Source organism: Pelomonas candidula (assembly GCF_043555985.1).
Lineage (GTDB): Bacteria > Pseudomonadota > Gammaproteobacteria > Burkholderiales > Burkholderiaceae_C > Pelomonas > Pelomonas candidula.
The window spans coordinates 234,556-257,459 of the sequence record NZ_JBIGIC010000006.1 but is presented as its reverse complement, the minus strand read 5'-3'; the positions used below and the strand labels follow the sequence as shown (position 1 = coordinate 257,459).

Here is a 22,904-nt window from a genome sequence, read left to right as displayed (position 1 = left end):
CGCGAGGGCGGGGCGCCACAAGCGTTTTGATGGAGTGTTTGGAATGCAGTTCTTTGCAAATCTGGTGTTGATCGTTCAGTTGCTGTCGGCCTTGGCGATCATCGGTCTGGTGCTGGTGCAGCACGGCAAGGGGGCCGACATGGGGGCGTCCTTCGGCAGCGGTGCGTCGGGCAGCCTGTTCGGTGCGACCGGCAGCGCGAACTTCCTGTCGCGCAGCACGGCCGTGGCGGCCACGCTGTTCTTCGGTTGCACACTGGGGCTAGCCTTTCTGTCCAACGGTCGCTCGTCGGCCACGACGGGTGCCGATACCGCGTTGGATCGCGCGCCCATCACGGCGCCCGCGCCGGCCGCTTCGGGTGCTGCCGCCATCCCTGGCGCGGTCATTGCGCCCGCCGTCACGGCCCCTGTTGCGGCTTCAGCGGCATCGCACTGATGCCTGACTAAAAACCTCGCCTCTTTGCCGGGGAGTCCCCAGTTTCCGGTATAGAATGCGAGGCTGTCTGGCAGGCAAAACCCTCCTTAGTTGCCAGACAAATTGAGTACCTGCCGTCGTGGTGAAATTGGTAGACACGCTATCTTGAGGGGGTAGTGGCGAAAGCTGTGCGAGTTCGAGTCTCGCCGACGGCACCAGAATATTGGCTAGGATTCCTGCCGCTCTTGGGCGGGAATCCAACCAGAGCAAAGCGGCCTGTCGCAGCGCTTGTCCGGCTTGTTGGAGTCGGGCGGTCGATGCAAGGTTCCAGGCGGGCGCGATCCGCGAGCGACATCCTTCGATCTCGCTGGTGGCGCGCCTGTTTGCTTTTGTGGTCGGCTTGTGCAGCGGTCACGTTGACAGAAGTTTTACCGGCCCGGGAACTCAACGATGAATCTCGAACAATATCTGCCCGTCATCCTCTTCATCTTGGTCGGCGCAGTGGTCGGGATCGCGCCCCAGGTGCTCGGCGCCCTGTTGGGCCCCAACCGGCCTGACGAGGCCAAGAATTCCCCCTACGAATGCGGCTTCGAAGCCTTCGAAGACGCGCGGATGAAGTTCGACGTGCGCTACTACCTCGTCGCCATCCTGTTCATTCTTTTCGACCTGGAAATCGCCTTCCTGTTTCCGTGGGCTGTGGCGCTCAAGGACATCGGTGCGACCGGCTTCTGGGCGATGATGATCTTCCTCGGCATTCTGGTCGTCGGCTTCGCCTACGAATGGAAAAAAGGCGCCCTGGACTGGGAATAAGAAGCGCTACGCCAAACACGCTGGGAATTCGAAATGGGTATTGAAGGCGTCCTGAAAGAGGGCTTTGTCACGACCTCGGTCGACAAGCTCATCAACTGGTCCAAGACCGGCTCGCTGTGGCCGATGACGTTCGGCCTGGCCTGTTGTGCCGTCGAGATGATGCACGCGGGTGCCGCGCGCTACGACATCGACCGCTTCGGCATGCTGTTTCGTCCGAGCCCGCGTCAGTCCGACCTGATGATCGTGGCCGGCACGCTGTGCAACAAGATGGCGCCGGCGCTGCGCAAGGTCTACGACCAGATGGCCGAACCGCGCTGGGTGCTCTCGATGGGTTCCTGTGCCAACGGTGGCGGCTACTACCACTACAGCTACTCCGTCGTGCGCGGTTGCGACCGCATCGTGCCGGTCGACGTCTACGTGCCCGGCTGCCCGCCGACGGCTGAGGCGCTGCTGTACGGCATCCTGCAACTGCAGGCCAAGATCCGCCGCGAAAACACCATTGCACGCTGAGCGCCACGGTATGAGCCTGAATCTCGAAACCCTGGCCCAGCAGATTGGCGCCATCCTCGGCGAGCGCGTCGTCGAGCTGAAGAACGCCCTCGGCGAACTGACGCTGACCGTCCGCGCAGCCGATTACTTCGACGTCGCGACCACGCTGCGTGACCACCCCGAACTGAAGCTGGAACAGTTGATCGACCTCTGCGGCGTCGACTACAGCGAGTTCGGCAACGGTGGCTACGAAGGTCAGCGCTACGCCGTTGTCAGCCACCTGCTGTCGGTCAGCAAGAACTGGCGTTTGCGCCTGAAGGTCTTCGCGACCGATGACGATTTCCCCTGTGTGGCGTCCGTCACGCCGGTGTGGAACTCGGCCAACTGGTTCGAGCGCGAGGCCTTCGACATGTACGGCGTCATCTTCGACGGCCACAACGACCTGCGCCGCCTGCTGACGGACTACGGTTTCATCGGCCACCCGATGCGCAAGGACTTCCCGGTGTCGGGCCATGTCGAGATGCGCTACGACGCCGAGCAGAAGCGCGTGGTCTACCAGCCGGTGACCATCGAGCCGCGTGAGATCACGCCGCGCATCATTCGCGAAGACAAGTACGGCGGGCTGTAATGAACAGCCTCCACGCTCACATTCGTTCGCTGCCCCCCGAGGGGGCGCAGGCCTCCCTTGGGGCGGCCCGGCGCGAGGCCTGAACCATGGCAGAAATCAAGAACTACACCCTCAACTTCGGTCCGCAGCACCCGGCGGCACACGGCGTGTTGCGCCTGGTGCTCGAGCTGGACGGCGAAGTCATCCAGCGCGCCGACCCGCACATCGGTCTGCTGCACCGGGCGACCGAGAAGCTTGCGGAGCAGAAGACCTACATCCAGTCGCTGCCCTACATGGACCGTCTCGACTACGTGTCGATGATGTCCAACGAGCATGCCTACTGCCTGGCCATCGAGAAGATGCTGGGCATCGAGGTGCCCATCCGCGCCCAGTACATCCGCGTGATGTTCGGCGAGCTGACCCGCATCCTGAATCACCTGCTGTGGCTGGGTTGCCATGGCCTGGACTGCGGTGCGATGAACATCCTCATCTACTGCTTCCGCGAGCGTGAGGACATCTTCGACATGTACGAGGCGGTGTCGGGTGCGCGCATGCACGCGGCCTACTTCCGTCCGGGCGGCGTCTACCGTGACCTGCCGGACAGCATGCCGCAGTACCAGGTCAGCAAGATCCGCAACGCCAAGGCGATTGCTCAGATGAACGAGAACCGCAGCGGCTCGCTGCTGGACTTCATCGAGGACTTCAGCAAGCGCCTGCCGAAGAACATCGACGACTACGAAACGCTGCTGACGGATAACCGCATCTGGAAGCAGCGCACGGTCGGCATCGGCGTCGTTTCGCCCGAGCGTGCGCTCAACATGGGCTTCACCGGCGCGATGCTGCGCGGCTCGGGCATCGCCTGGGACCTGCGCAAGAAGCAGCCGTACGACGTGTACGACAAGATGGATTTCGATATCCCGGTCGGCACCAACGGCGACACCTACGACCGCTACGTCGTGCGCGTGGAAGAGATGCGCCAGTCCAACCGCATCGTGCAGCAGTGCGTGCAGTGGCTCAAGGCCAACCCGGGCCCGGTCATCACGGACAACCACAAGGTGGCGCCGCCGGCTCGCGTGGACATGAAGTCCAACATGGAAGAGCTGATCCATCACTTCAAGCTCTTCACCGAAGGCTTCCATGTGCCGGAAGGCGAGGCCTACGCGGCTGTCGAACACCCGAAGGGCGAGTTCGGCATCTACATGGTCAGCGACGGCGCCAACAAGCCGTACCGCCTGAAGATCCGCGCACCGGGCTTCGCCCACCTCGCGGCGCTCGACGAAATGGGCAAGGGCCACATGATTGCCGACGCCGTGGCCATCATCGGCACGATGGACATCGTGTTCGGCGAGATCGACCGTTGAAGCTGTGACAACGATGACGACTTCCAACACCACCGCTACGAGCTACACGCTCAGCGACGCCACTCGTGCGCGCTTCGACCGCGAGGTCGCCAAGTACCCGTACGAGCTGCGCCAGTCCGCCGTGATGGCCTGCCTGGCCATCGTGCAGCAGGAAGAGGGCTTCGTGCCCCGCGCCGCGGAAGACGCGATCGCGGCCCACCTCGGCATGGCGCCCATCGCCGTGTACGAGGTGACGACCTTCTACAACATGTACAACCAGAAGCCGGTCGGCAAGTTCAAGCTGAACGTCTGCGCGAACCTGCCCTGCCAGCTGCGTGATGGCCAGAAGGCGCTGGATCACCTGTGCAGCAAGCTCGGCATCGAGCAGGGCGGTACGACGGCCGATGGCCTGTTCACCGTGCAGAAGAGCGAGTGCCTGGGCGCCTGCGCCGACTCGCCGGTGATGCTGGTCAACGACCGCCAGATGTGCAGCTTCATGACCCACGACCGCCTCGACGAACTCGTCGACGTGCTGCGCGCGGAAGCCGCCAAGGCCTGAGGATGACGATGCTGGACCTCTCCAAATTCCAAAGCACCGGCAACGAGACCTGCTTCCATGGCCGTCACATCAGCCCGCAGATCTACGCGGACCTGAACGGCAAGAACTGGTCGATCAAGGACTACGAAGCCCGCGGTGGCTATGCAGCCCTGCGCAAGATCCTCGGCAAGGACGGCGGCGAAGGCCTGACGCCTGACCAGGTCATCGCCGAAGTGAAGACCTCGGCTCTGCGCGGCCGCGGCGGCGCCGGCTTCCCGACCGGTCTGAAGTGGAGCTTCATGCCCCGCCAGTTCCCGGGCCAGAAGTACCTCGTCTGCAACAGCGACGAGGGTGAGCCGGGTACGTGCAAGGACCGCGACCTGCTGATGTTCAACCCGCATCAGGTCATCGAAGGTATGGCCATCGCGGCCTACGCGATGGGCATTACGGTCGGCTACAACTACATCCACGGCGAGATCTTCGAGGTCTACGAGCGCTTCGAAGCCGCTCTGGAAGAAGCCCGTGCAGCCGGCTATCTCGGCGACAACATCATGGGCAGCAGCTACAGCTTCCAGCTGCATGGCCACCATGGCTTTGGTGCCTACATCTGCGGCGAGGAAACCGCGCTGCTGGAATCGCTGGAAGGCAAGAAGGGCCAGCCGCGCTTCAAGCCGCCGTTCCCGGCCAGCTTCGGCCTGTACGGCAAGCCGACCACCATCAACAACACCGAGACGTTTGCCGCGGTGCCCTGGATCATCCGCAACGGCGGCCAGGCCTACCTCGAGATCGGCAAGCCCAACAACGGCGGCACCAAGCTGTTCTCGGTGTCCGGCGACGTCGAGCGTCCCGGCAACTACGAGATCCCGCTGGGCACGCCGTTCTCGGTGCTGCTCGAACTCGCTGGTGGCGTCCGCAAGGGCCGCAAGCTCAAGGCCGTGATCCCCGGCGGTTCGTCCGCCCCGGTGCTGACGGCCGAGGTGATGATGCAGTGCACGATGGACTATGACTCCATCGCCAAGGCCGGCTCCATGCTGGGCTCCGGCGCCGTCATCGTCATGGACGACACGCGCTGCGCCGTGCAGAGCCTGCTGCGCCTGTCGTACTTCTACGCTCACGAGTCCTGCGGCCAGTGCACGCCTTGCCGCGAAGGCACGGGCTGGATGCACCGCGTGCTGGAACGCATCTACCACGGCGAGGGCAGGGCAGAGGACCTCGATCTGCTGAACTCCGTGGCCGACAACATCCAGGGCCGCACGATCTGTGCGCTGGGCGACGCTGCCGCGATGCCCGTGCGCGCCATGATCAAGAACTTCAAGCACGAGTTCGTGCACCTGATTGAACACAAGAAGCCCCTGGTGGCTCCGACCTGAGCGCCTAGGGAACACCCATCATGGTTGAAATCGAACTCGACGGTCAGAAGGTCTCGGTCCAGGAAGGCAGCATGGTCATGCATGCCGCCGAAAAGGCCGGCACCTACATCCCGCACTTCTGCTATCACAAGAAGCTGAGCATTGCGGCCAACTGCCGCATGTGCCTGGTGGACGTGGAGAAGGCGCCCAAGCCCATGCCCGCCTGCGCGACACCGGTCACGCAGGGCATGATCGTCCGCACCAAGAGCGACAAGGCGGTCAAGGCCCAGCAGGGCGTCATGGAATTCCTGCTGATCAACCACCCGCTGGACTGCCCCATCTGCGACCAGGGCGGCGAGTGCCAGCTGCAGGACCTGGCGGTGGGCTACGGTGCCGGCAAGAGCCGCTACACCGAAGAGAAGCGCGTCGTCTTCCACAAGAACGTGGGCCCGCTGATCTCCATGGAGGAGATGAGCCGCTGTATCCATTGCACCCGCTGCGTGCGCTTCGGCCAGGAAATCGCCGGCCAGATGGAGCTGGGCATGGCTCACCGCGGCGAGCACAGCGAGATCCAGACCTTTGTCGGCCGCACCGTGGACTCCGAGCTGTCGGGCAACATGATCGACATCTGCCCGGTTGGCGCGCTGACCAGCAAGCCCTTCCGCTACAGCGCCCGCACGTGGGAGCTGTCGCGTCGCAAGAGCGTCAGCCCGCACGATTCGACCGGTGCCAACCTGGTCGTCCAGGTCAAGAACCACCAGGTGCTGCGTGTCGTTCCGCTGGAGAACGAAGACGTCAACGAGTGCTGGATCGCCGACCGCGATCGCTTCAGCTACGAAGCGCTGAACAGTGATGCCCGCCTGACCGCGCCGATGATCAAGCAGGGTGGTGCCTGGAAGCAGGTCGACTGGACGACGGCGCTGGAATACGTCGCCAACGGCCTGAAGTCCATCAAGGCCGACCACGGTGCCAAGTCCATCGGCGCGCTGGGCTCGGCCCACAGCACCGTGGAAGAACTGCACCTGCTCACGCAGATCGTGCGCGGCCTCGGCAGCGACAACATCGACCACCGTCTGCGCCACAGCGACTTCGGTAACGCCGCGCCCGCTGGCCAGGCGCGCTGGCTGGGCACGTCTATCGCCAAGCTGTCCGAACTGGACCGCGCGCTGGTCGTCGGCTCCAACCTGCGCAAGGACCACCCGCTGTTCGCCGCCCGCCTGCGCCACGCCGCGCGCCGTGGTGCCGCGGTGAGCCGTATCGGCATCAGCAACGACGATTGGTTGCTGCCCTTGGCCGCTTCGCAATCCGTCGCGCCGTCGGGCTGGGTGCAAGCCCTGGCTGACGTGGCTGCGGCCATCGGCGCTGGTGCGCCGCTGGCCGGTACGGCCACGGATGCCGCCAAGGCCATCGCCGCCAGCCTGCAGTCGGGCAATGCGAAGGCCATCCTGCTGGGCAATGCCGCCGCCGAGCATCCGCAGGCTTCCAGCCTGCTGGCGCTGGCCCAGTGGATCGGCCAGCAGACCGGTGCGAGTGTCGGCTACCTGACCGCTGCCGCCAACACGGTCGGCGCGCAACTGGTGAAGGCGCAGCCGCAGATCGACGGCCTGAACGCTGCGCAGATGCTGACCGGCACGCCGCTGAAGGCCGCACTGCTGTTGAACACCGATCCGGTGCTCGACTCCGCCAACGCCGCCGCAGCCGCGAAGGCACTGGACGCGGCCGAGATGGTCGTCGTGTTGAGCCCGTTCAAGACCGGCCTCGAATACGCCGACGTGCTGCTGCCGATCGCCCCGTTCACCGAGACATCGGGCAGCTTCGTCAACGCTGAAGGTCGCCTGCAAAGCTTTGTCGGCGTCGTTAAGCCTCAGGCCGAGACGCGACCGGGCTGGAAGGTGCTGCGCGTGCTGGGCAACCTGCTGGGCCTGCCGGGCTTCGACCAGGACAGCTCCGAGCAGGTCCGCGAGCAGGCGCTGGGTGGCGACATCGCCGGCCGCCTCAGCAACGCCACGTCCGCCTCGGTGCAAGCCGGCGTGAAGGGCGAGGGCGTCGAACGCTTTGCCAACCTGCCGATCTACGCGACCGACGCGCTGGTGCGCAATGCCACGTCGCTGCAGCTGACGACCGACGGCCGCGAAGCCGCCACCGTGGGCCTGCCGAGCAGCCTGTGGCAACAGCTTGGCCTGACGGAAGGCGACCAGGTTCGCGTCGTGCAGGACGGTGGCGCGGCCCAGTTGCCCGCCCGCCATGAAGCTGGTCTGCCGGACGGTGTCGCCCGCGTGCCCGCCGGCCTGGCGCAAACCGCAGCCCTCGGCGCCGCCTTCGGCACGCTGAGCATCAGCAAGGTCTGAGGAAGCTGACAAGAATGATCGACACCCTCTACCAAAACGGCGCCTCGCTGCTGGGGGCCCTGTGGCCCCTGGTGTGGAGCCTGCTGAAGATCGTCGCGGTGCTGCTGCCGCTGCTGGGTTGCGTTGCTTACCTGACGCTGTGGGAGCGCAAGGCCATCGGCTGGTCGCAGATCCGCCCGGGTCCGAACCGCGTGGGCCCCTATGGCCTGCTGACGCCCATCGCCGACGCGGTGAAGCTGATCTTCAAGGAGATCATCAAGCCGGCGGCCGCCAACAAGGGCCTGTTCTTCCTCGGCCCCGTCATGACCATCATGCCGGCGCTGGCCGCCTGGGCCGTCGTGCCCTTCGGCCCGGACGCCGCCGTGGCCAACGTCAACGCCGGCCTGCTGTTCCTGATGGCCATCACCTCGCTGGAGGTCTACGGCGTCATCATCGCCGGCTGGGCTTCGAACTCGAAATACGCCTTCCTCGGCGCGCTGCGTGCGTCGGCCCAGATGGTCTCGTACGAGATCGCGATGGGCTTCGCGCTGGTCGTCGTGCTGATGGTGACCGGCAGCCTGAACATGACCGAAGTCGTGCAGGTGCAGGAACGCGGCTGGTTCGCCAGCCACGGCATCAACATCCTGTCTTGGAACTGGTTGCCGCTGTTCCCGATCTTCATCGTCTACTTCATCTCGGGCCTGGCCGAAACCAACCGCCATCCGTTCGACGTGGTGGAAGGCGAATCGGAAATCGTCGCCGGCCACATGATCGAGTACTCGGGCATGTCGTTCGCGATGTTCTTCCTGGCCGAGTACGCCAACATGATCCTGGTGTCGGCCTTGGCCGTTGTCATGTTCCTGGGTGGCTGGAGTGCACCGATCTCCTGGAGCCTGCTGGGCATGGACACGCCGCACTTCTTCCAGAGCACGATGGCGTTCTGGAACTGGTTCTGGCTGTTCGCCAAGACCTTCTTCGTCGTCACGATGTTCCTGTGGGTGCGCGCTACGTTCCCGCGCTTCCGCTACGACCAGATCATGCGTCTGGGCTGGAAGATCTTCATCCCCATCACGCTGATCTGGCTGGTCGTCGTCGGCCTGTGGATGCAGACGCCCTTCAACATCTGGAAGTAAGCACAGATGTCTTCTTTCCTGCAATTCGCGAAGAGCTTCATGCTCACCGAGCTGTTCAAGGGCATGGCCCTGACCGGCCGGCATTTCCTGTCGCGCAACATCACGGTGCAATTCCCCGAGGAAAAGACGCCGTTGAGCCCGCGCTTCCGTGGCCTGCATGCGCTGCGCCGCTACGAGAACGGTGAAGAGCGCTGCATCGCCTGCAAGCTCTGCGAGGCCGTCTGCCCCGCGATGGCCATCACCATCGAGAGCGATGTACGCGCCGACGGCAGCCGCCGCACGACGCGCTACGACATCGACCTGACCAAGTGCATCTTCTGCGGCTTCTGCGAAGAGAGCTGCCCGGTCGACTCCATCGTCGAGACGAGCATCTTCGAGTACCACGGCGAGAAGCGCGGCGACCTGTACTTCACCAAGGACATGCTGCTGGCTGTCGGTGACAAGTACGAGCCCCAGATCGCAGCCCAGAAGGAGGCCGACGCCAAGTACCGCTGATCGCTGTGGCGCCGCGAGGCGCTCAGCGGTCCGGCACACCTGGCCTGGATACGCATGGACACCACGACCATCCTCTTCTACGTCTTCTCGCTCATCCTGCTGGTGAGTTCGTTCCGTGTCATCACGGCACGCAGCACGGTGCATGCCGCGCTGTTCCTGATCCTGTCGTTCTTCACGGCATCCTGCATCTGGATGCTGCTGAAGGCCGAGTTCCTCGCGATCGCGCTGGTGCTCGTCTACATCGGCGCCGTCATGGTGCTGTTCCTGTTCGTCGTGATGATGCTCGACCTGAACACCGACAGCATGCGTGAGGGTTTCTGGAAGCACCTCCCTGTCGCTGCCGTCATCGGCGCGTTGATCGCGTTCGAGATGGGCATCGTGCTGATGGGCGGCTTCCAACTGTCCGATGCACCGGTGGCCACCGCCGAACAGCTGAAGCTCGGCAACACCAAGCTGCTGGGCATCGAGATCTACACGAGCTACCTCTACCCGCTGCAGATCGCTGCTGTGCTGCTGCTGGTCGCCATCGTCGCCGCCATCGCGCTGACGCTGCGTCGCCGCAAGGATTCGCGCGCCATGGACCCGTCCGAGCAGGTCAAGGTGACCAAGGCCCAGCGCCTGAAGATCGTCAAGATGGCACCGTCCGTCGCCGCCCCGGCACAACCTGCCGCACCCACCGAAGGAGGCCAGGCATGATCGGCGCCGCTGGATTGACCCTGGGCCACTTCCTGACGCTGGGCGCGATGCTGTTCGCGCTGTCGGTGATCGGCATCTTCCTGAACCGCAAGAACCTGATCGTGCTGTTGATGGCCATCGAGCTGATGCTGCTGGCGGTCAACCTGAACTTCGTCGCCTTCTCGCACTACCTGGGCGACATGGGTGGCCAGGTCTTCGTGTTCTTCATCCTGACCGTCGCGGCGGCCGAATCGGCCATCGGCCTGGCCATCCTGGTCGTGCTGTTCCGCAACCGAGCCAGCATCAACGTCGAGGAACTCGACGCGCTGAAGGGCTGATCGAAAAGGACACAGGCGAAAAAGATGTCTGCACAACTCTCCCAGAACCTGCTGCTGACGGTGCCGCTGGCACCGCTGGCGGGCGCCATCGTCGCCGGCTTCTTCGGCAAGACGGTGGGCCGCCGCGGCTCGCACATCGTCACCATCCTCGGCGTGCTGATTGCCTTCGTGCTGTCAGCGATGACGCTGTACAGCGTGGCAGTCGATGGCGCGCGCTTCAACGCCACTGTCTACGAATGGATGGTGCTCGGCCCGCTGAAGATGGAAGTCGGCTTTCTCATCGACGGCCTCACCGCGATGATGATGTGCGTCGTGACCTTCGTGTCGCTGATGGTGCACATCTACACCATCGGCTACATGGAAGAGGACGACGGCTACCAGCGCTTCTTCTCGTACATCTCGCTGTTCACGTTCAGCATGCTGATGCTGGTCATGAGCAACAACATGCTCCAGCTGTTCTTTGGCTGGGAAGCGGTGGGCCTGGTGTCCTACCTGCTGATCGGCTTCTGGTACAAGAAGCAGAGCGCCATCTTCGCCAACATGAAGGCGTTCCTGGTGAACCGGGTCGGTGACTTCGGCTTCATCCTGGGCATCGGCCTGCTGGTGGCCTTCGGCGGTTCGCTGAACTACGCCGAGACCTTCGCCAAGGCCGACCTGCTGTCCAAGATGGTCTTTCCCGGCACCGACTGGGCGCTGCTGAGCGTGGCCTGCATCTGCCTGTTCATCGGTGCGATGGGCAAGTCGGCGCAGTTCCCGCTGCACGTGTGGCTGCCGGATTCGATGGAAGGCCCGACCCCCATCTCCGCGCTGATCCACGCCGCGACGATGGTGACGGCCGGCATCTTCATGGTGGCGCGCATGTCGCCGCTGTTCGAGCTGAGCGACACGGCGCTGAACTTCGTCATGGTGATCGGCTCGATCACGGCGTTGTTCATGGGCTTCCTGGGCATCATCCAGAACGACATCAAGCGCGTGGTCGCGTACTCGACGCTGTCCCAGTTGGGTTACATGACGGTCGCTCTCGGCGCCTCGGCCTACTCGGTCGCGGTCTTCCACCTGATGACGCACGCGTTCTTCAAGGCGCTGCTGTTCCTCGGCGCGGGCTCCGTCATCATCGGCATGCACCACGACCAGGACATCCGCAACATGGGCGGCCTGCGCAAGTACATGCCCATCACGTGGATCACGTCGCTGCTGGGTTCGCTGGCGCTGATCGGCACGCCGCTGTTCTCGGGCTTCTACTCGAAGGACTCGATCATCGAGGCCGTGCACGCCAGCCATCTGCCGGGAGCGCAGTTCGCCTACTTCGCCGTCATCGCCGGCGTGTTCGTGACGGCCTTCTACTCGTTCCGGATGTACTTCCTCGTCTTCCATGGCAAGGAGCACTTCCATCACAAGCCGTTCCCCGGCGAGCACGACCATCATGACGACGACCATGGTCACGGCCATGCGCACACGCCGCATGAGTCGCCCGCCGTCGTCTGGGTGCCGCTGGTGCTGCTGGCTATTCCCTCGGTCGTCATCGGCTTCCTGACGATCCAGCCGATGCTGTACGGCGACTTCTTCAAGGACGCGATCTTCGTCAACCTGCACGCCCACCCGGCGATGGAGGAACTGGCCGAGGAGTTCCACGGTGCCGCCGCGATGGCGCTGCACGGCCTGACTTCGCTGCCGTTCTGGCTTGCGACGGCGGGTGTGGTCACGGCCTACGTGTTCTACATGGTTGCACCGAGCATCCCGGCCACGCTGGCCAAGGTGCTGCGTCCGCTGGTCATCGTCCTGGAGAACAAGTACTTCATGGACTGGATCAACGAGAACATCCTGGCCCGCGCCGCGCGCCTCATCGGCACCGGCCTGTGGAAGGGCGGCGATGCAGGCCTGATCGACGGCCTGATCATCAACGGCTCGGCCCGCACGGTCGGTGGCATCGCGGGCCTGGTGCGCCGCGTGCAGACCGGTTTTCTGTACTGGTACGCCCTCGTCATGATCCTCGGCGTCATGGGCCTGATGACCTGGCAGCTGTGGCCCTACATCGAGCCCCAGTTCAAGTCCCTGATCGGCGGCTGAACGAAGGCGGAGAACAAGAATGTTGCTGAGTCTTGCGATTTTTCTGCCCATCGTCTGCGGCGCGCTGCTGCTGGCGATCGGGCGCGACGAACAGGCCAATGCCGTGCGCTGGATGGCGCTCATCTCGGCCGTGGCGAGCTTCCTCGTCACCATCCCGGTGATCACCGGCTTCGACACGACGACGGCTGCGATGCAGTTCGTCGAGAACCAGCCCTGGATCGAGCGTTTCAACATCCACTACCACCTGGGCGTGGACGGCATCTCGATGTGGTTCGTGCCGCTGACGGCCTTCATCACCATCATCGTCGTCATCGCCGCCTGGGAGGTCATCGAGAACCGCGTCAATCAGTACATGGGTGCGTTCCTGATCCTGTCGGGCCTGATGGTGGGCGTGTTCAGCGCGCTGGACGGCATGCTGTTCTACGTGTTCTTCGAGGCCACGCTGATCCCGATGTACATCATCATCGGCGTCTGGGGCGGCCCGAACCGCGTCTACGCGGCCTTCAAGTTCTTCCTCTACACGCTGGCCGGTTCGCTGCTGATGCTGGTCGCGCTGCTGTACCTGTACGCGAAGTCCGGCGGCAGCTTCGACATCCAGACCTGGCACAAGCTGCCGCTGGCGGCAGGCGCGCAGACCTATCTGTTCTTCGCCTTCCTGGCCGCGTTCTCGGTCAAGGTGCCGATGTGGCCGGTGCACACCTGGCTGCCCGACGCCCACGTCGAGGCGCCTACCGGTGGCTCCGTCGTGCTGGCCGCCATCATGCTGAAGCTGGGCTGCTACGGCTTCCTGCGCTTCTCGCTGCCGATCGCGCCGGATGCCGTGCGTGAATGGTCGTGGCTCATCATCGCGATGTCGCTGATCGCCGTCGTCTATATCGGCCTCGTCGCGCTGGTGCAGAAGGACATGAAGAAGCTGGTGGCCTACTCGTCCATCGCGCACATGGGCTTCGTGACGCTGGGCTTCTTCATCTTCAACGAGCTGGGCGTCTCCGGCGGTCTCGTGCAGATGATCTCGCACGGCTTCGTGTCGGGCGCCATGTTCCTGTGCATCGGCGTGCTGTACGACCGCGTCCACTCGCGTGAAATCGCGTCCTACGGTGGTGTGGTCAACACCATGCCGAAGTTCGCAGCCTTCGCCGTCTTCTTCGGCATGGCCAACTGCGGCCTGCCCGCCACGGCCGGTTTCGTCGGCGAGTGGATGGTCATCCTCGGCACCGTCAACTACAACTTCTGGCTGGGCGGCATCGCCGCAACGGCACTGGTGTTCGGTGCGGCCTACACGCTGTGGATGGTCAAGCGCGTCTACTTCGGCGACGTTGCGAACGACGATGTCCGTGCGCTGACCGACATCAACAAGCGCGAATTCATCATGCTGGCCGTGCTCGCCATCGCCACGCTCTACATGGGCCTCTATCCAAAGCCCTTTACCGACGTGATGCACAACTCGGTCGTCGAGCTGCTCAAGCACGTTGCGCAGAGCAAGATCCCGGTCTGACGGCGAGCTGAGGCAAAACAATGAACGACATGAACTGGCTCGCGATCTACCCTGAAATCCTGCTGCTCGCGATGGGCTGCGTCGTCGCGCTCGTGGACCTGTGGGTCACCGACGAGCAGCGTCGCCCGACCTACTGGCTGACCCAGCTGACGCTGGTCGTCGTCGGCGGCATGCACTTCGCGTACTACAACGCCGGCCTGACGACCTACGCCATGCAGAACATGGTAGTGGCCGACCCGATGGGCCATCTGCTGGCCGGCTTCGCCTGCGTCGCCACGTTGATCACGCTGGTCTATGCGCGTCCCTACGCCGCGTCGCGCGAGATGCTGAAGGGCGAGCTCTTCATCCTCAGCCTGTTCGCACTGCTGGGCATCAGCGTCATGCTGTCGGCCAACAACTTCCTGGTCGTCTACCTCGGCCTGGAGTTGATGAGCCTGTCGCTGTACGCACTTGTCGCACTGCGCCGCGATCACGCGGTGTCCACCGAAGCGGCGATGAAGTACTTCGTCCTCGGCGCGCTGGCCAGCGGCTTCCTGCTGTACGGCCTGTCGATGATGTACGGTGCCACCGGCTCGCTGATGATCCCGGACGTCTTCAACGTCATCTCCAAGGGTATCCCGAGCAAGTCGGTGCTGGTCTTCGGTGTCGTTTTCGTCGTCGCCGGCCTGGCTTTCAAGCTCGGCGCCGCACCCTTCCACATGTGGGTGCCGGACGTCTACCAGGGCTCGCCGACGGCCGTCACACTGCTGATCGGCGGCGCGCCCAAGCTGGCCGCGTTTGCGATCACGGTGCGCCTGCTGGTCGAAGGCATGATCGGCCTGGCGGCGGACTGGCAGCAGATGCTCGTCGTGCTGTCCATCATGTCGCTGCTCATCGGCAACCTGGCGGCCATCGCGCAGACCAACCTCAAGCGCATGCTGGCCTACTCGACCATCGCCAACATGGGTTTCATGCTGCTGGGCATGACCTCGGGCGTGGTCAACGGCAGCACGCAATGGGGGGCCAATGCCTACAGCTCGGCCATGTTCTACGCCGTCACCTACGTGCTGACGACCCTGGGCACCTTCGGCATGGTCATCCTGCTGTCGCGCCAAGGCCATGAAGCCGAGGAAATCAAAGACCTGGCGGGTCTCGCCAAGCGCAGCCCCTGGTTCGCGCTGGTCATGACGATGTTCATGATCTCGCTGGCCGGCGTGCCGCCCACGGTAGGCTTCTACGCCAAGCTGGCGGTGCTGCAGGCGCTGGTCGTCACCGGCCTGCCGTTCTACATCGGCTTGGCGGTGTTCGCCGTCGTCGTGTCGCTGATCGGCGCTTTCTACTACCTGCGCGTCATCAAGGTGATGTGGTTCGACGCGCCGACCGACACCGCGCCGCTGACTGCGCCCGGCGACGTGCGCTTCGTCATGACGCTGAACGGTGCGGCCGTGCTGGTCTTCGGTCTGCTGCCTGGCGGCCTGCTGGAGCTGTGCAAGGTCGCTATCCGCCAGGCTCTGGCGACCTGAGCGCTCCGGGCTGATGGACCAGTCGGTCGCCGTCTGGCTGGTGCTGGCCATGGCCGTCGTGGCCGCCAACCTGCCTTACTTCAACGAGCGAGTGCTACTCGTCGGCCCGCGCCGCGTGCCCAAGGCCGTGTGGTGGCGGCTGCTGGAGTTGCTGCTGATGGCCGTGCTGGTGTTCGCACTGGGTTCGGCGCTGGAAGCCCGCATCGGGCAGCGGCAGCCGCAGGGCTGGGAGTTCTACGCCGCTGGCGTGTGCCTCTTCATCACGCTGGGCTTTCCCGGCTTCGTCTGGAGATATCTGCGCCGTGGCCGAGGCTGATGACCACCTGATCGAGCGCCCGCTCGAGTCCACCCAGGTCTTCCGCGGGCACTTCCTGGATGTGCGGTGCGACAAGGTTGCGCTGCCCGACGGCAACACCTCGCACCGCGAGTTCATCCGCCACCCCGGCGCCGTCATGGTCGTGCCGCTACTGGACGATGGCCGGCTGTTGATGGAGCGGCAGTACCGCTACCCGATGGCGCGCGTGATGCTGGAGTTCCCGGCCGGCAAGCTGGACGCCGGCGAGGCGCCGCTCGTCTGTGGACAGCGCGAACTGCTGGAAGAAACCGGCTACAGCGCCGCCGAGTGGGCCCATGCCGGCGTGCTGCACAACGCCATCGCCTACTCCGACGAAGGCATACACATCTACTTCGCCCGTGGTCTCACGCGCGGCGAGCAAAAGCTGGACGACGGCGAGTTTCTCGAGCTCGTCACCCACACGGTCGACGATCTAGACCGCATGGCCGCCCGTGGCGAGCTGACCGACGCCAAGACACTGATCGGCCTGCTCTGGCTGCAGCGCTGGCAGCAGGGCGCCTGGGCGCTGGACTGGCAGCCGGCCGCCTGAACGGGGCCGCCGGGAGGCGGTCCGAGCGGCGTGGTTGAACGGACCGTCGCCCTGATTCGGTGCTTCGGCGGCGCCATCTGCAATCCGTCGCACGACTTCCGGCACGGGTAGGCATCCTCGCTATGCTGCGCGGGTTTGTGTCGTACTGTGTACGACCACGAAGGAGATGGGCGGCTGTCACGCTGCCTGCCGGCCGGTCAGCCCCGCTGAGCGGCCTCCGATTCCCGGCCCACAACAACGACTCCCATCCAGGATGACACACCGTCCCAACCTGCCGCGTCCGACTGCTCGCGGTCTGCTGACCTTCACCGCGCTTGCGGTGCTGCTGGCCCTGTCTGCCTGCAATAAGCCCGACGCCGATCAGACCAAGCCCTTGCCGCCGCTGCAGCTCCGTGTCGAGGACCGTCTGATCATGGGACAGAGCGACCACAGCAGCGGCCCGCTGATCACCGGGGCGGTCCAGCCCGAGCGCCGTGCTGACCTGCGTGCAGAGGTGTCGGCCATCGTGCAGCAGGTGTTCAAGGAGAACGGCGAGATCGTCCACAAGGGCGACCTGCTCGTGCGGCTGGATGCGACGTCGATCCGCGACAGCCTGACGTCAGCGCAGGAGGCGGCACGCGCCGCGCAGGAGGCGTTCGAGCAGGCCGACCGGCAGTACCAGCGTCAGAAGCAGCTTCAGGCGCAGGGCATGGTGTCGCTGCAGGCGCTCGAGGACGCGCAGAACCGTCGCACCGCCGCGATGAGCGAGCGTGTCGCGTCGGACGCCCGTCTCGTCGCGGCGCGCCAGCAGGTGGCGCGGACCGAGGTGCGCGCGCCGTTCGACGGCGTCGTCAGCGAGCGTCAGGTGTCGTCCGGCGACACGGCCCAGGTTGGCAAGGCACTGCTGAAGGTCATCGACCCGAGCAGCATGCGCTTCGAGGGTTATGTTTCGGCTGACCGCCGCGGTGAGCTGAAGGTGGGGCAACCTGTCGACCTGCGCATCAACGGTGCGGTCAATCCCAAGCTGGAAGGCCGCATCCGTCGCATCGACGTGGCGGCCGATCCTGTCACGCGCCAGGTCGCATTGCTGGTCGACTTCGTCGATGCGAAGCAGGCGGCGGTGGCCGGCCTTTACGGCGAGGGGCATGTCCGTACCACCACGGTGGCCGCGTTGATGCTCGGCGAAGCCGACATGCAGCGCGATGGCGACCGCGCCTTCGCCTGGGTCGTCAAGGACGCCAAGCTGCATCGCCAGCCCATCGTGCTGGGTGAGCGTGACGAGCGCAGCGGCGAGTTCGTCGTCAAGAGCGGCCTGGCTTCGGGCGACATGGTCATCCGCAACCCGAGCCGCACGCTGGTCGAGGGCACGGCCGTGCAGCAGTCCGCCGCCGTCGCCAAACCGGCTGCGTCAGCAGCCAGCACGGGGGGCTGAGGTGCTGATCTCCGACTTCGCCATCAAGAAGCCGATCGCCACGATCGTCTGCATCATCGGCATCATGGCCATGGGCCTGCTGGCCCTGACCAAGCTCAAGGTCAACCAGAACCCCGACGTGGAGATCCCCATCCTCGTCGTCAGCATCCCGTACCCGGGCGCTTCGCCCGAGACGAGCGAGCGCGAGATCGTCAACCGCGTGGAGCGGCCGCTGCTGGCCGTGCCGGGCGTCACCGAGGTGCGCTCCACCGCCGGTGAAGGCCAGGCCACGTTCGTGCTGCAGTTCGACTTCAAGAAGAACCTGATCGAGGCCGCCGACGACGTCCGCAACGCCATCGCGTCGGTACGCTACAACCTGCCGCAGGAGATGCGCGAGCCCATCCTGCAGCGCGTCGATCCCTCCGCGCAGCCGGTCATGCAGGTCTCGATGGAATCCAGCACGCTGACGCATGCCGAGATTTCGCGCATCGCCGAAGACCAGTTGGCCGACCGGTTCCGCGCGATCCCCGGTGTCGGCAAGGTCGACGTGTTCGGCTCGCTGAACCGCGAACTGTCGGTGCTGCTGCACGGCCAGAAGCTGCGCGAGTTCAACGTGTCGGTCACCGACGTCGTCAACGCGCTGCGCAACCAGAACATGTCGGCGCCCGTCGGCAAGGTGCGCGGCGAGTACGAGGACCAGAGCATCCGCCTGATCGGTCGCATCGCGTCGCCGGCCGATTTCGACCGCATCGTCGTCAAGCGGACCGCCGGCGAACTGGTGCGCCTGGGCCAGGTGGCCACCATCGAGGACGGCTTCGCCGAGCGCACCACGCTGAGCACGCGCAACGGCCACAACAATGTCGGCCTGTCCATCACGCGCTCCCGCGAGGCCTCCACGGTCAGTGTGGCCAAGGAAGTCCGCAAGGTCGTCGAGGAAAGCAACAAGACGCTGCCGGAAGGCACCCGGCTGGAGATCACGCAGGACAGCGGCAAGGATGCGCAGAACAGCCTGAAGAACGTCATCGATGCACTGGTGTTCGGCGCCGGCCTGACCATCTTCGTGGTCTACGCCTTCCTGAACTCCTGGCGCTCGACGCTGATCACGGCCACGTCGCTGCCCACGTCGGTCATCGCCGCCTTCATCGCCGTGTGGCTGTTCGGCTTCACGCTCAACTTCATGAGCCTGCTGGGGCTGTCGCTCGCGATCGGCGTGCTGATCGACGACGCCATCGTCGTGCGGGAGAACATCGTGCGGCACATGGAGCGTGGGGCCGACCGGCGCACCGCCGCATTCCGCGGCACGGCCGAGATCGGCCTCGCCGTGGCCGCCACGACGTTCTCCATCGTCGCGGTGTTCGTGCCGGTAGCTTTCATCTCCGGCGTGGCCGGGGAGTGGTTCCGGCCGTTCGCTCTGACCGTCGTGGCGTCGGTGCTGGTCAGCCTTTTGATCTCGTTCACGCTCGACCCGATGCTGTCGGCCTTCTGGGGCGACCCTCCGGGCCACCACGAGGCGCCCAAGACCGGCATTTCCGCGATCCTGCACAAGTTCAACGTCTGGTTCGACCACCAGGCCGACCGCTACGGCCGCGTCATCGCCTGGGCGCTGCATCACCGCCGCTGGATGGCCAGCATCGCGTTCCTGAGCTTCGTTGCCGCCATCGGCTTGCAGATCACCTTCGGTGGCAGCAGCTTCCTGCCCAGTTCCGACTTCGGCACCATCGCCGTGGACATCCGCACGCCGCCGAGTGCCAGCCTGGAGTACGCGCGCCGCAAACTCGCGGCGGCTGCCGAGATCGCCAAGCAACTGCCCGAGACCAAGGCCACCGACAGCTTCGTGCAGACCACCGGCGGCAAGCTCTACATCGACCTCGGCAAGAGCTTCACCCGCAAGCGCAGTGCACAGCAGATCGGCGCGGACCTGCGTGAGCGCCTGCAAGTGCTGACCGGCGCCGAGTACGTGGTACTGGACGACCTGAACAACGGCGGCCAGAAGCCGGTGCAGATCCGCTTCTACGGCACCGACACACGCCAGCTGATGGCGATGACGGAAGACTTCATGACGCGGCTGCGCAAGGTGCCGGGTGCCGTGGACGTCGGCCTGTCGCAGCAGGACACGCAGGACGAACTGCAGATCGAACTTCACCGCGGGCTCGCGAACGCGATGGGCATCTCCGTCGGCGACGCCGCCAACGCCTTGCGTGTCGCGTTCGCCGGCATCCAGGTCGGCGACTGGATCGACCCGACGGGCCAGACCCGCGACGTGTCGGTGCGCCTGCACCCGGCGGATCGCGTGGACGCGACCAACATCGAACGCCTGCCCATCGCCGTCAGCGGCACCGGCACGATGGTGCCGCTGGAGCAGATCGCCACCGTCACCACGGGCAAGGGGCCGGCCACCATCTCGCACGTGGACGGCAAGCGCGTCGTGACGGTGTCGGCCAACGCGCAGGGGCGCTCGTCCGGCGAGGTGTCGGCCGATGCGCAGAAGCTGGCGCAGAGCATGAACTTCCCGCCCGGCTATGGCATCAAGCTGGCCGGCGCGTCCAAGGACCAGGCCGAGGTCTTCAGCGCCATGGGCATCGCGCTGGTGTCGGGCATCGGCCTGATGTACCTGATCCTGGTCATCCAGTTCAACTCGTTCACTGCACCCATCGGCGTCATGCTGTCGCAGCCGCTGTCGCTGATTGGCGTGGTGATCGCGCTGCTGATCACGCACGGCACGCTGAACCTGATGAGCTTCATCGGCATCATCATGCTGGCCGGCCTGGTGGCGAAGAACGCCATCCTGCTGCTGGACGCTGCGCGCCAGGAAGAAGCCAACGGCGTTTCGCGTGAAGAGGCGCTGATGCACGCGGGCCGCAAGCGCTTCCGGCCCATCCTGATGACCACCTTCGCGCTGATCGCCGGCATGCTGCCGGTGGCCATCGGCATCGGCGAGGGCGGCGAGTTCTACCGCCCGATGGCCGTGGCCATCATCGGCGGCACGATCACGTCGACCTTCCTGACGCTGCTGATGGTGCCGAGCTTCTACGACAGCATCGAGATCATGCGCGACCACCTCGGCCAGAAGTTCAACCGCCGCGCCGAGCGCTGGGGGGCCGCGGTGTCCGGCGCGCTATGCTTCCTGGAAGTGCTCGCGTTCCTGACGTTCCTGCGCTTCGTCTTCCGCATGCTGCGCGCGCTGGTGCGTCTGGCCACCGGCCGCAAGGCCGCGCGCGTGCCGCTGGCGCAGCCGCAGGCCGACTGACGCGTCAGAGCAGGCGGTTCGGATTCATGAGGCCCTGGGAATCCAGGGCCTTCTTGATTTGCCGCATCAGCTGCAGCGCGACCGGGTCCTTGCGCGCCGCGAGTTCCTCGCGCTTGAGCCGGCCAATGCCGTGCTCGGCCGAGATCGAGCCACCGCGGCGCTGCACGGCGTCGTAGACGAGCGTATTGATCGCCCCCTCGTGGGCGCTCAGGAACGCCTTCGGATCGATGCCCGCCGGCGCCTGCACGTTGTAGTGCAGGTTGCCGTCGCCCAGGTGACCGAAGTCGATGACCTCGACACCAGGCAGGTAGGCCGCCAGTGCCGCGTCCATCTCCGCCACGAAGCCGGGAATGCCCGAGACCGGCAGCGAGATGTCATGCTTGATGTTCAGCCCCGCCTGCGCCTGGGCCAGCGGGATGGATTCGCGCAGATGCCAGAACGAGCGGGCCTGCGCGAGGTTCTGCGCGATGACGGCGTCCTGCACGGCGCCGCGCTCGACGGCGGTTTCCAGTAAGCCCTCGAACACGCCGTGCGCATGCTCTGCGCTCTCCGCGTCGGACAGCTCCAGCAGCACGGTCCATGCAGCCGGGCCCGGTGGCTGGGCCAGCTGTGGCAGCTCGCGAGCGACGAGGGCCAGCGACGAGTGGTTCATCACCTCGAAGCCCGTCAGCGCATCGCCCGCGCGTGCGCGCGCCAGGCTCAGCAGGGCGACAGCGTCGTCCAGCGACGAGCAGGCGGCCAGCGCCGTCAACCGGTCCTTGGGTTGCGGGTAGAGCTTCATCGTCGCGGCGGTGATGACGCCCAGCGTTCCCTCGCTGCCGATGAACAGGTCGCGCAGGTCGTAGCCGGTGTTGTCCTTGCGCAGGCCCGACAGGCCGTGCCAGACGTCGCCCGTCGCCGTGACGACCTCCAGTCCCAGGCACAGCTCGCGCGCATTGCCATACCGCAGCACCTGCGTGCCGCCGGCGTTCGTCGCCAGGTTGCCGCCCAGCGTGCACGACCCCTCGGCCGCGAGGCTGAGCGGGAACAGCAGGCCCGCGCCGGCCGCCGCCGCCTGCACGTCGGCCAGCACGCAGCCAGCCTCGGCCGTGAGGCTGGCGTTGGACACGTCGACCTCGCGCACGCGCTTCATGCGCGACAGGCTCAGCACGAGCTGCTGCCCGCTGTCGTCGGGCGTCGACGCACCCACCAGACCGGTGTTGCCGCCTTGCGGCACGACGGCGACGCGGTGCTCGTGACAGAGCTTCATCACCGCGGCGACGTCCTCCGTCGACGCCGGCCTTGCGACGGCCAGCGCACGGCCGACGTAGCGCTTGCGCCAGTCGGCTTCAAACGCCGCCAGGTCGCCATCCACCAGCAGCCCTGCCTCGCCGAGCCGCTCGCGCAGGGCGTCGAGGAAGGCGCTCATGCCGCCTTCGCTGCCGCCAGCCGCTGGCGGATCTGCGCCGTGCAGGTCGTGAACACCACGACGCTCAGCACCACCTCCGCCAGTGCCAGCCAGCGGCCGGGGGCACCTTCGCTGGTCGATCGCACCAGGCCCTCCATCACATAGAGCCAGATCGCCAGCGCCAGCCAGCGGTAGGTGTACATGCGATAGCGCCACAGCCCTGGCAGCGCGACGGCGAGCGGCAGCGCCTTCACGGCCAGCGTGCCGCGGCCGGTCGGCGCCAGCCACAGCTCCCAGGCCACGCATAGCAGCAGCAGCGCGAGGGTGGCGCCCAGCGCGAGGTTGCGCGAGGCGCGCTCGACGGCCGTGGGCTCCGTTCTTTGATGAGGCGTTTCAAGGGCGGTGGGCATAGCTGCGGC

Annotated in this window: 21 protein-coding genes and 1 tRNA gene; 20 read left to right on the top strand and 2 right to left on the bottom strand. The window is 65.5% G+C overall.

What is annotated here, in order from left to right; genetic code table 11:
• The first annotated feature begins 43 nt into the window (after positions 1 to 43).
• From secG to ACG04R_RS14270, 20 genes are all read left to right on the top strand, one after another.
• Positions 44 to 433: a preprotein translocase subunit SecG gene (gene secG, locus ACG04R_RS14365; RefSeq protein WP_394411574.1), complete on the top strand. Its 390-nt coding sequence runs from the start codon at positions 44 to 46 to the stop codon at positions 431 to 433.
• A gap of 112 nt (positions 434 to 545) precedes the next feature.
• Positions 546 to 630 (top strand) — tRNA-Leu (locus ACG04R_RS14360).
• 232 nt (positions 631 to 862) lie between these two features.
• Positions 863 to 1,222, top strand: coding sequence for an NADH-quinone oxidoreductase subunit A (locus tag ACG04R_RS14355; RefSeq protein WP_394411571.1), 360 nt, complete (start codon positions 863 to 865; stop codon positions 1,220 to 1,222).
• A gap of 33 nt (positions 1,223 to 1,255) precedes the next feature.
• Positions 1,256 to 1,732, top strand: coding sequence for a NuoB/complex I 20 kDa subunit family protein (locus tag ACG04R_RS14350; RefSeq protein ID WP_046113908.1), 477 nt, complete (start codon positions 1,256 to 1,258; stop codon positions 1,730 to 1,732).
• Between the two features lie 10 nt (positions 1,733 to 1,742).
• The gene (locus tag ACG04R_RS14345) at positions 1,743 to 2,339 is read left to right on the top strand and encodes an NADH-quinone oxidoreductase subunit C (protein ID WP_394411568.1); all 597 of its coding nucleotides are present in this window, start codon (positions 1,743 to 1,745) and stop codon (positions 2,337 to 2,339) included.
• Between the two features lie 86 nt (positions 2,340 to 2,425).
• Entirely contained in the window at positions 2,426 to 3,679 is a 1,254-nt protein-coding gene (locus tag ACG04R_RS14340; RefSeq protein ID WP_394411565.1) for an NADH-quinone oxidoreductase subunit D, read from the top strand.
• Between the two features lie 13 nt (positions 3,680 to 3,692).
• The gene (locus tag ACG04R_RS14335; protein WP_394411561.1) at positions 3,693 to 4,217 is read left to right on the top strand and encodes an NADH-quinone oxidoreductase subunit NuoE family protein; all 525 of its coding nucleotides are present in this window, start codon (positions 3,693 to 3,695) and stop codon (positions 4,215 to 4,217) included.
• Between the two features lie 8 nt (positions 4,218 to 4,225).
• On the top strand, positions 4,226 to 5,566 hold the full coding sequence (gene nuoF / locus ACG04R_RS14330) for an NADH-quinone oxidoreductase subunit NuoF (RefSeq protein ID WP_394411558.1): 1,341 nt from the start codon (positions 4,226 to 4,228) through the stop codon (positions 5,564 to 5,566).
• 20 nt (positions 5,567 to 5,586) lie between these two features.
• The gene (gene nuoG, locus ACG04R_RS14325; RefSeq protein ID WP_394411555.1) at positions 5,587 to 7,893 is read left to right on the top strand and encodes an NADH-quinone oxidoreductase subunit NuoG; all 2,307 of its coding nucleotides are present in this window, start codon (positions 5,587 to 5,589) and stop codon (positions 7,891 to 7,893) included.
• 14 nt (positions 7,894 to 7,907) lie between these two features.
• The gene (gene nuoH / locus ACG04R_RS14320; protein WP_394411552.1) at positions 7,908 to 9,005 is read left to right on the top strand and encodes an NADH-quinone oxidoreductase subunit NuoH; all 1,098 of its coding nucleotides are present in this window, start codon (positions 7,908 to 7,910) and stop codon (positions 9,003 to 9,005) included.
• A 6-nt stretch (positions 9,006 to 9,011) separates the two neighbouring features.
• Positions 9,012 to 9,500: an NADH-quinone oxidoreductase subunit NuoI gene (nuoI, locus tag ACG04R_RS14315; protein ID WP_394411549.1), complete on the top strand. Its 489-nt coding sequence runs from the start codon at positions 9,012 to 9,014 to the stop codon at positions 9,498 to 9,500.
• Positions 9,501 to 9,554: 54 nt separating this feature from the next.
• Positions 9,555 to 10,196 (top strand): NADH-quinone oxidoreductase subunit J, encoded by a 642-nt coding sequence (locus ACG04R_RS14310; protein WP_394411546.1) that lies wholly within the window; start codon positions 9,555 to 9,557, stop codon positions 10,194 to 10,196.
• Positions 10,193 to 10,513, top strand: coding sequence for an NADH-quinone oxidoreductase subunit NuoK (gene nuoK / locus ACG04R_RS14305; protein WP_088481271.1), 321 nt, complete (start codon positions 10,193 to 10,195; stop codon positions 10,511 to 10,513). Before ACG04R_RS14310 ends, nuoK begins: the two co-directional genes overlap by 4 nt.
• A 24-nt stretch (positions 10,514 to 10,537) precedes the next feature.
• Positions 10,538 to 12,580, top strand: coding sequence for an NADH-quinone oxidoreductase subunit L (nuoL, locus tag ACG04R_RS14300; protein WP_394411542.1), 2,043 nt, complete (start codon positions 10,538 to 10,540; stop codon positions 12,578 to 12,580).
• A gap of 19 nt (positions 12,581 to 12,599) precedes the next feature.
• Positions 12,600 to 14,075 (top strand): NADH-quinone oxidoreductase subunit M, encoded by a 1,476-nt coding sequence (locus tag ACG04R_RS14295; protein ID WP_394411539.1) that lies wholly within the window; start codon positions 12,600 to 12,602, stop codon positions 14,073 to 14,075.
• A gap of 20 nt (positions 14,076 to 14,095) precedes the next feature.
• Positions 14,096 to 15,577 carry an NADH-quinone oxidoreductase subunit NuoN gene (gene nuoN, locus ACG04R_RS14290; RefSeq protein ID WP_394411536.1) on the top strand — a complete coding sequence of 494 codons (1,482 nt, stop codon included), beginning with the start codon at positions 14,096 to 14,098 and terminating at the stop codon, positions 15,575 to 15,577.
• A 13-nt stretch (positions 15,578 to 15,590) separates the two neighbouring features.
• The gene (locus tag ACG04R_RS14285; protein WP_394411533.1) at positions 15,591 to 15,893 is read left to right on the top strand and encodes a DUF2818 family protein; all 303 of its coding nucleotides are present in this window, start codon (positions 15,591 to 15,593) and stop codon (positions 15,891 to 15,893) included.
• Positions 15,880 to 16,461 (top strand): NUDIX domain-containing protein, encoded by a 582-nt coding sequence (locus ACG04R_RS14280; protein ID WP_394411530.1) that lies wholly within the window; start codon positions 15,880 to 15,882, stop codon positions 16,459 to 16,461. Before ACG04R_RS14285 ends, ACG04R_RS14280 begins: the two co-directional genes overlap by 14 nt.
• Positions 16,462 to 16,714: 253 nt before the next feature.
• Entirely contained in the window at positions 16,715 to 17,872 is a 1,158-nt protein-coding gene (locus ACG04R_RS14275; RefSeq protein WP_394411527.1) for an efflux RND transporter periplasmic adaptor subunit, read from the top strand.
• 1 nt (position 17,873) lies between these two features.
• Positions 17,874 to 21,098 (top strand): efflux RND transporter permease subunit, encoded by a 3,225-nt coding sequence (locus ACG04R_RS14270; protein ID WP_394411524.1) that lies wholly within the window; start codon positions 17,874 to 17,876, stop codon positions 21,096 to 21,098.
• A 4-nt stretch (positions 21,099 to 21,102) separates the two neighbouring features.
• Here the strand turns inward: ACG04R_RS14270 and ACG04R_RS14265 are convergent, their stop codons facing one another.
• Entirely contained in the window at positions 21,103 to 22,506 is a 1,404-nt protein-coding gene (locus tag ACG04R_RS14265; RefSeq protein WP_394411521.1) for an FAD-binding oxidoreductase, read from the bottom strand.
• The gene (locus ACG04R_RS14260; protein WP_394411518.1) at positions 22,503 to 22,895 is read right to left on the bottom strand and encodes a DUF2069 domain-containing protein; all 393 of its coding nucleotides are present in this window, start codon (positions 22,893 to 22,895) and stop codon (positions 22,503 to 22,505) included. The genes ACG04R_RS14265 and ACG04R_RS14260 overlap by 4 nt, the downstream gene beginning before the upstream one ends.
• Positions 22,896 to 22,904: the final 9 nt, after the last annotated feature.

Excerpts from the sequence above, each read along its gene's own strand:
- secG (WP_394411574.1), top strand. The coding sequence starts at position 44 with ATGCAGTTCTTTGCAAATCTGGTGTTGATCGTTCAGTTGCTGTCGGCC.
- ACG04R_RS14355 (WP_394411571.1), top strand. The coding sequence starts at position 863 with ATGAATCTCGAACAATATCTGCCCGTCATCCTCTTCATCTTGGTCGGC.
- ACG04R_RS14350 (WP_046113908.1), top strand. The coding sequence starts at position 1,256 with ATGGGTATTGAAGGCGTCCTGAAAGAGGGCTTTGTCACGACCTCGGTC.
- ACG04R_RS14345 (WP_394411568.1), top strand. The coding sequence starts at position 1,743 with ATGAGCCTGAATCTCGAAACCCTGGCCCAGCAGATTGGCGCCATCCTC.
- ACG04R_RS14340 (WP_394411565.1), top strand. The coding sequence starts at position 2,426 with ATGGCAGAAATCAAGAACTACACCCTCAACTTCGGTCCGCAGCACCCG.
- ACG04R_RS14335 (WP_394411561.1), top strand. The coding sequence starts at position 3,693 with ATGACGACTTCCAACACCACCGCTACGAGCTACACGCTCAGCGACGCC.
- nuoF (WP_394411558.1), top strand. The coding sequence starts at position 4,226 with ATGCTGGACCTCTCCAAATTCCAAAGCACCGGCAACGAGACCTGCTTC.
- nuoG (WP_394411555.1), top strand. The coding sequence starts at position 5,587 with ATGGTTGAAATCGAACTCGACGGTCAGAAGGTCTCGGTCCAGGAAGGC.
- nuoH (WP_394411552.1), top strand. The coding sequence starts at position 7,908 with ATGATCGACACCCTCTACCAAAACGGCGCCTCGCTGCTGGGGGCCCTG.
- nuoI (WP_394411549.1), top strand. The coding sequence starts at position 9,012 with ATGTCTTCTTTCCTGCAATTCGCGAAGAGCTTCATGCTCACCGAGCTG.
- ACG04R_RS14310 (WP_394411546.1), top strand. The coding sequence starts at position 9,555 with ATGGACACCACGACCATCCTCTTCTACGTCTTCTCGCTCATCCTGCTG.
- nuoK (WP_088481271.1), top strand. The coding sequence starts at position 10,193 with ATGATCGGCGCCGCTGGATTGACCCTGGGCCACTTCCTGACGCTGGGC.
- nuoL (WP_394411542.1), top strand. The coding sequence starts at position 10,538 with ATGTCTGCACAACTCTCCCAGAACCTGCTGCTGACGGTGCCGCTGGCA.
- ACG04R_RS14295 (WP_394411539.1), top strand. The coding sequence starts at position 12,600 with ATGTTGCTGAGTCTTGCGATTTTTCTGCCCATCGTCTGCGGCGCGCTG.
- nuoN (WP_394411536.1), top strand. The coding sequence starts at position 14,096 with ATGAACGACATGAACTGGCTCGCGATCTACCCTGAAATCCTGCTGCTC.
- ACG04R_RS14285 (WP_394411533.1), top strand. The coding sequence starts at position 15,591 with ATGGACCAGTCGGTCGCCGTCTGGCTGGTGCTGGCCATGGCCGTCGTG.
- ACG04R_RS14275 (WP_394411527.1), top strand. The coding sequence starts at position 16,715 with ATGACACACCGTCCCAACCTGCCGCGTCCGACTGCTCGCGGTCTGCTG.
- ACG04R_RS14265 (WP_394411521.1), bottom strand. The coding sequence starts at position 22,506 with ATGAGCGCCTTCCTCGACGCCCTGCGCGAGCGGCTCGGCGAGGCAGGG.
- ACG04R_RS14260 (WP_394411518.1), bottom strand. The coding sequence starts at position 22,895 with ATGCCCACCGCCCTTGAAACGCCTCATCAAAGAACGGAGCCCACGGCC.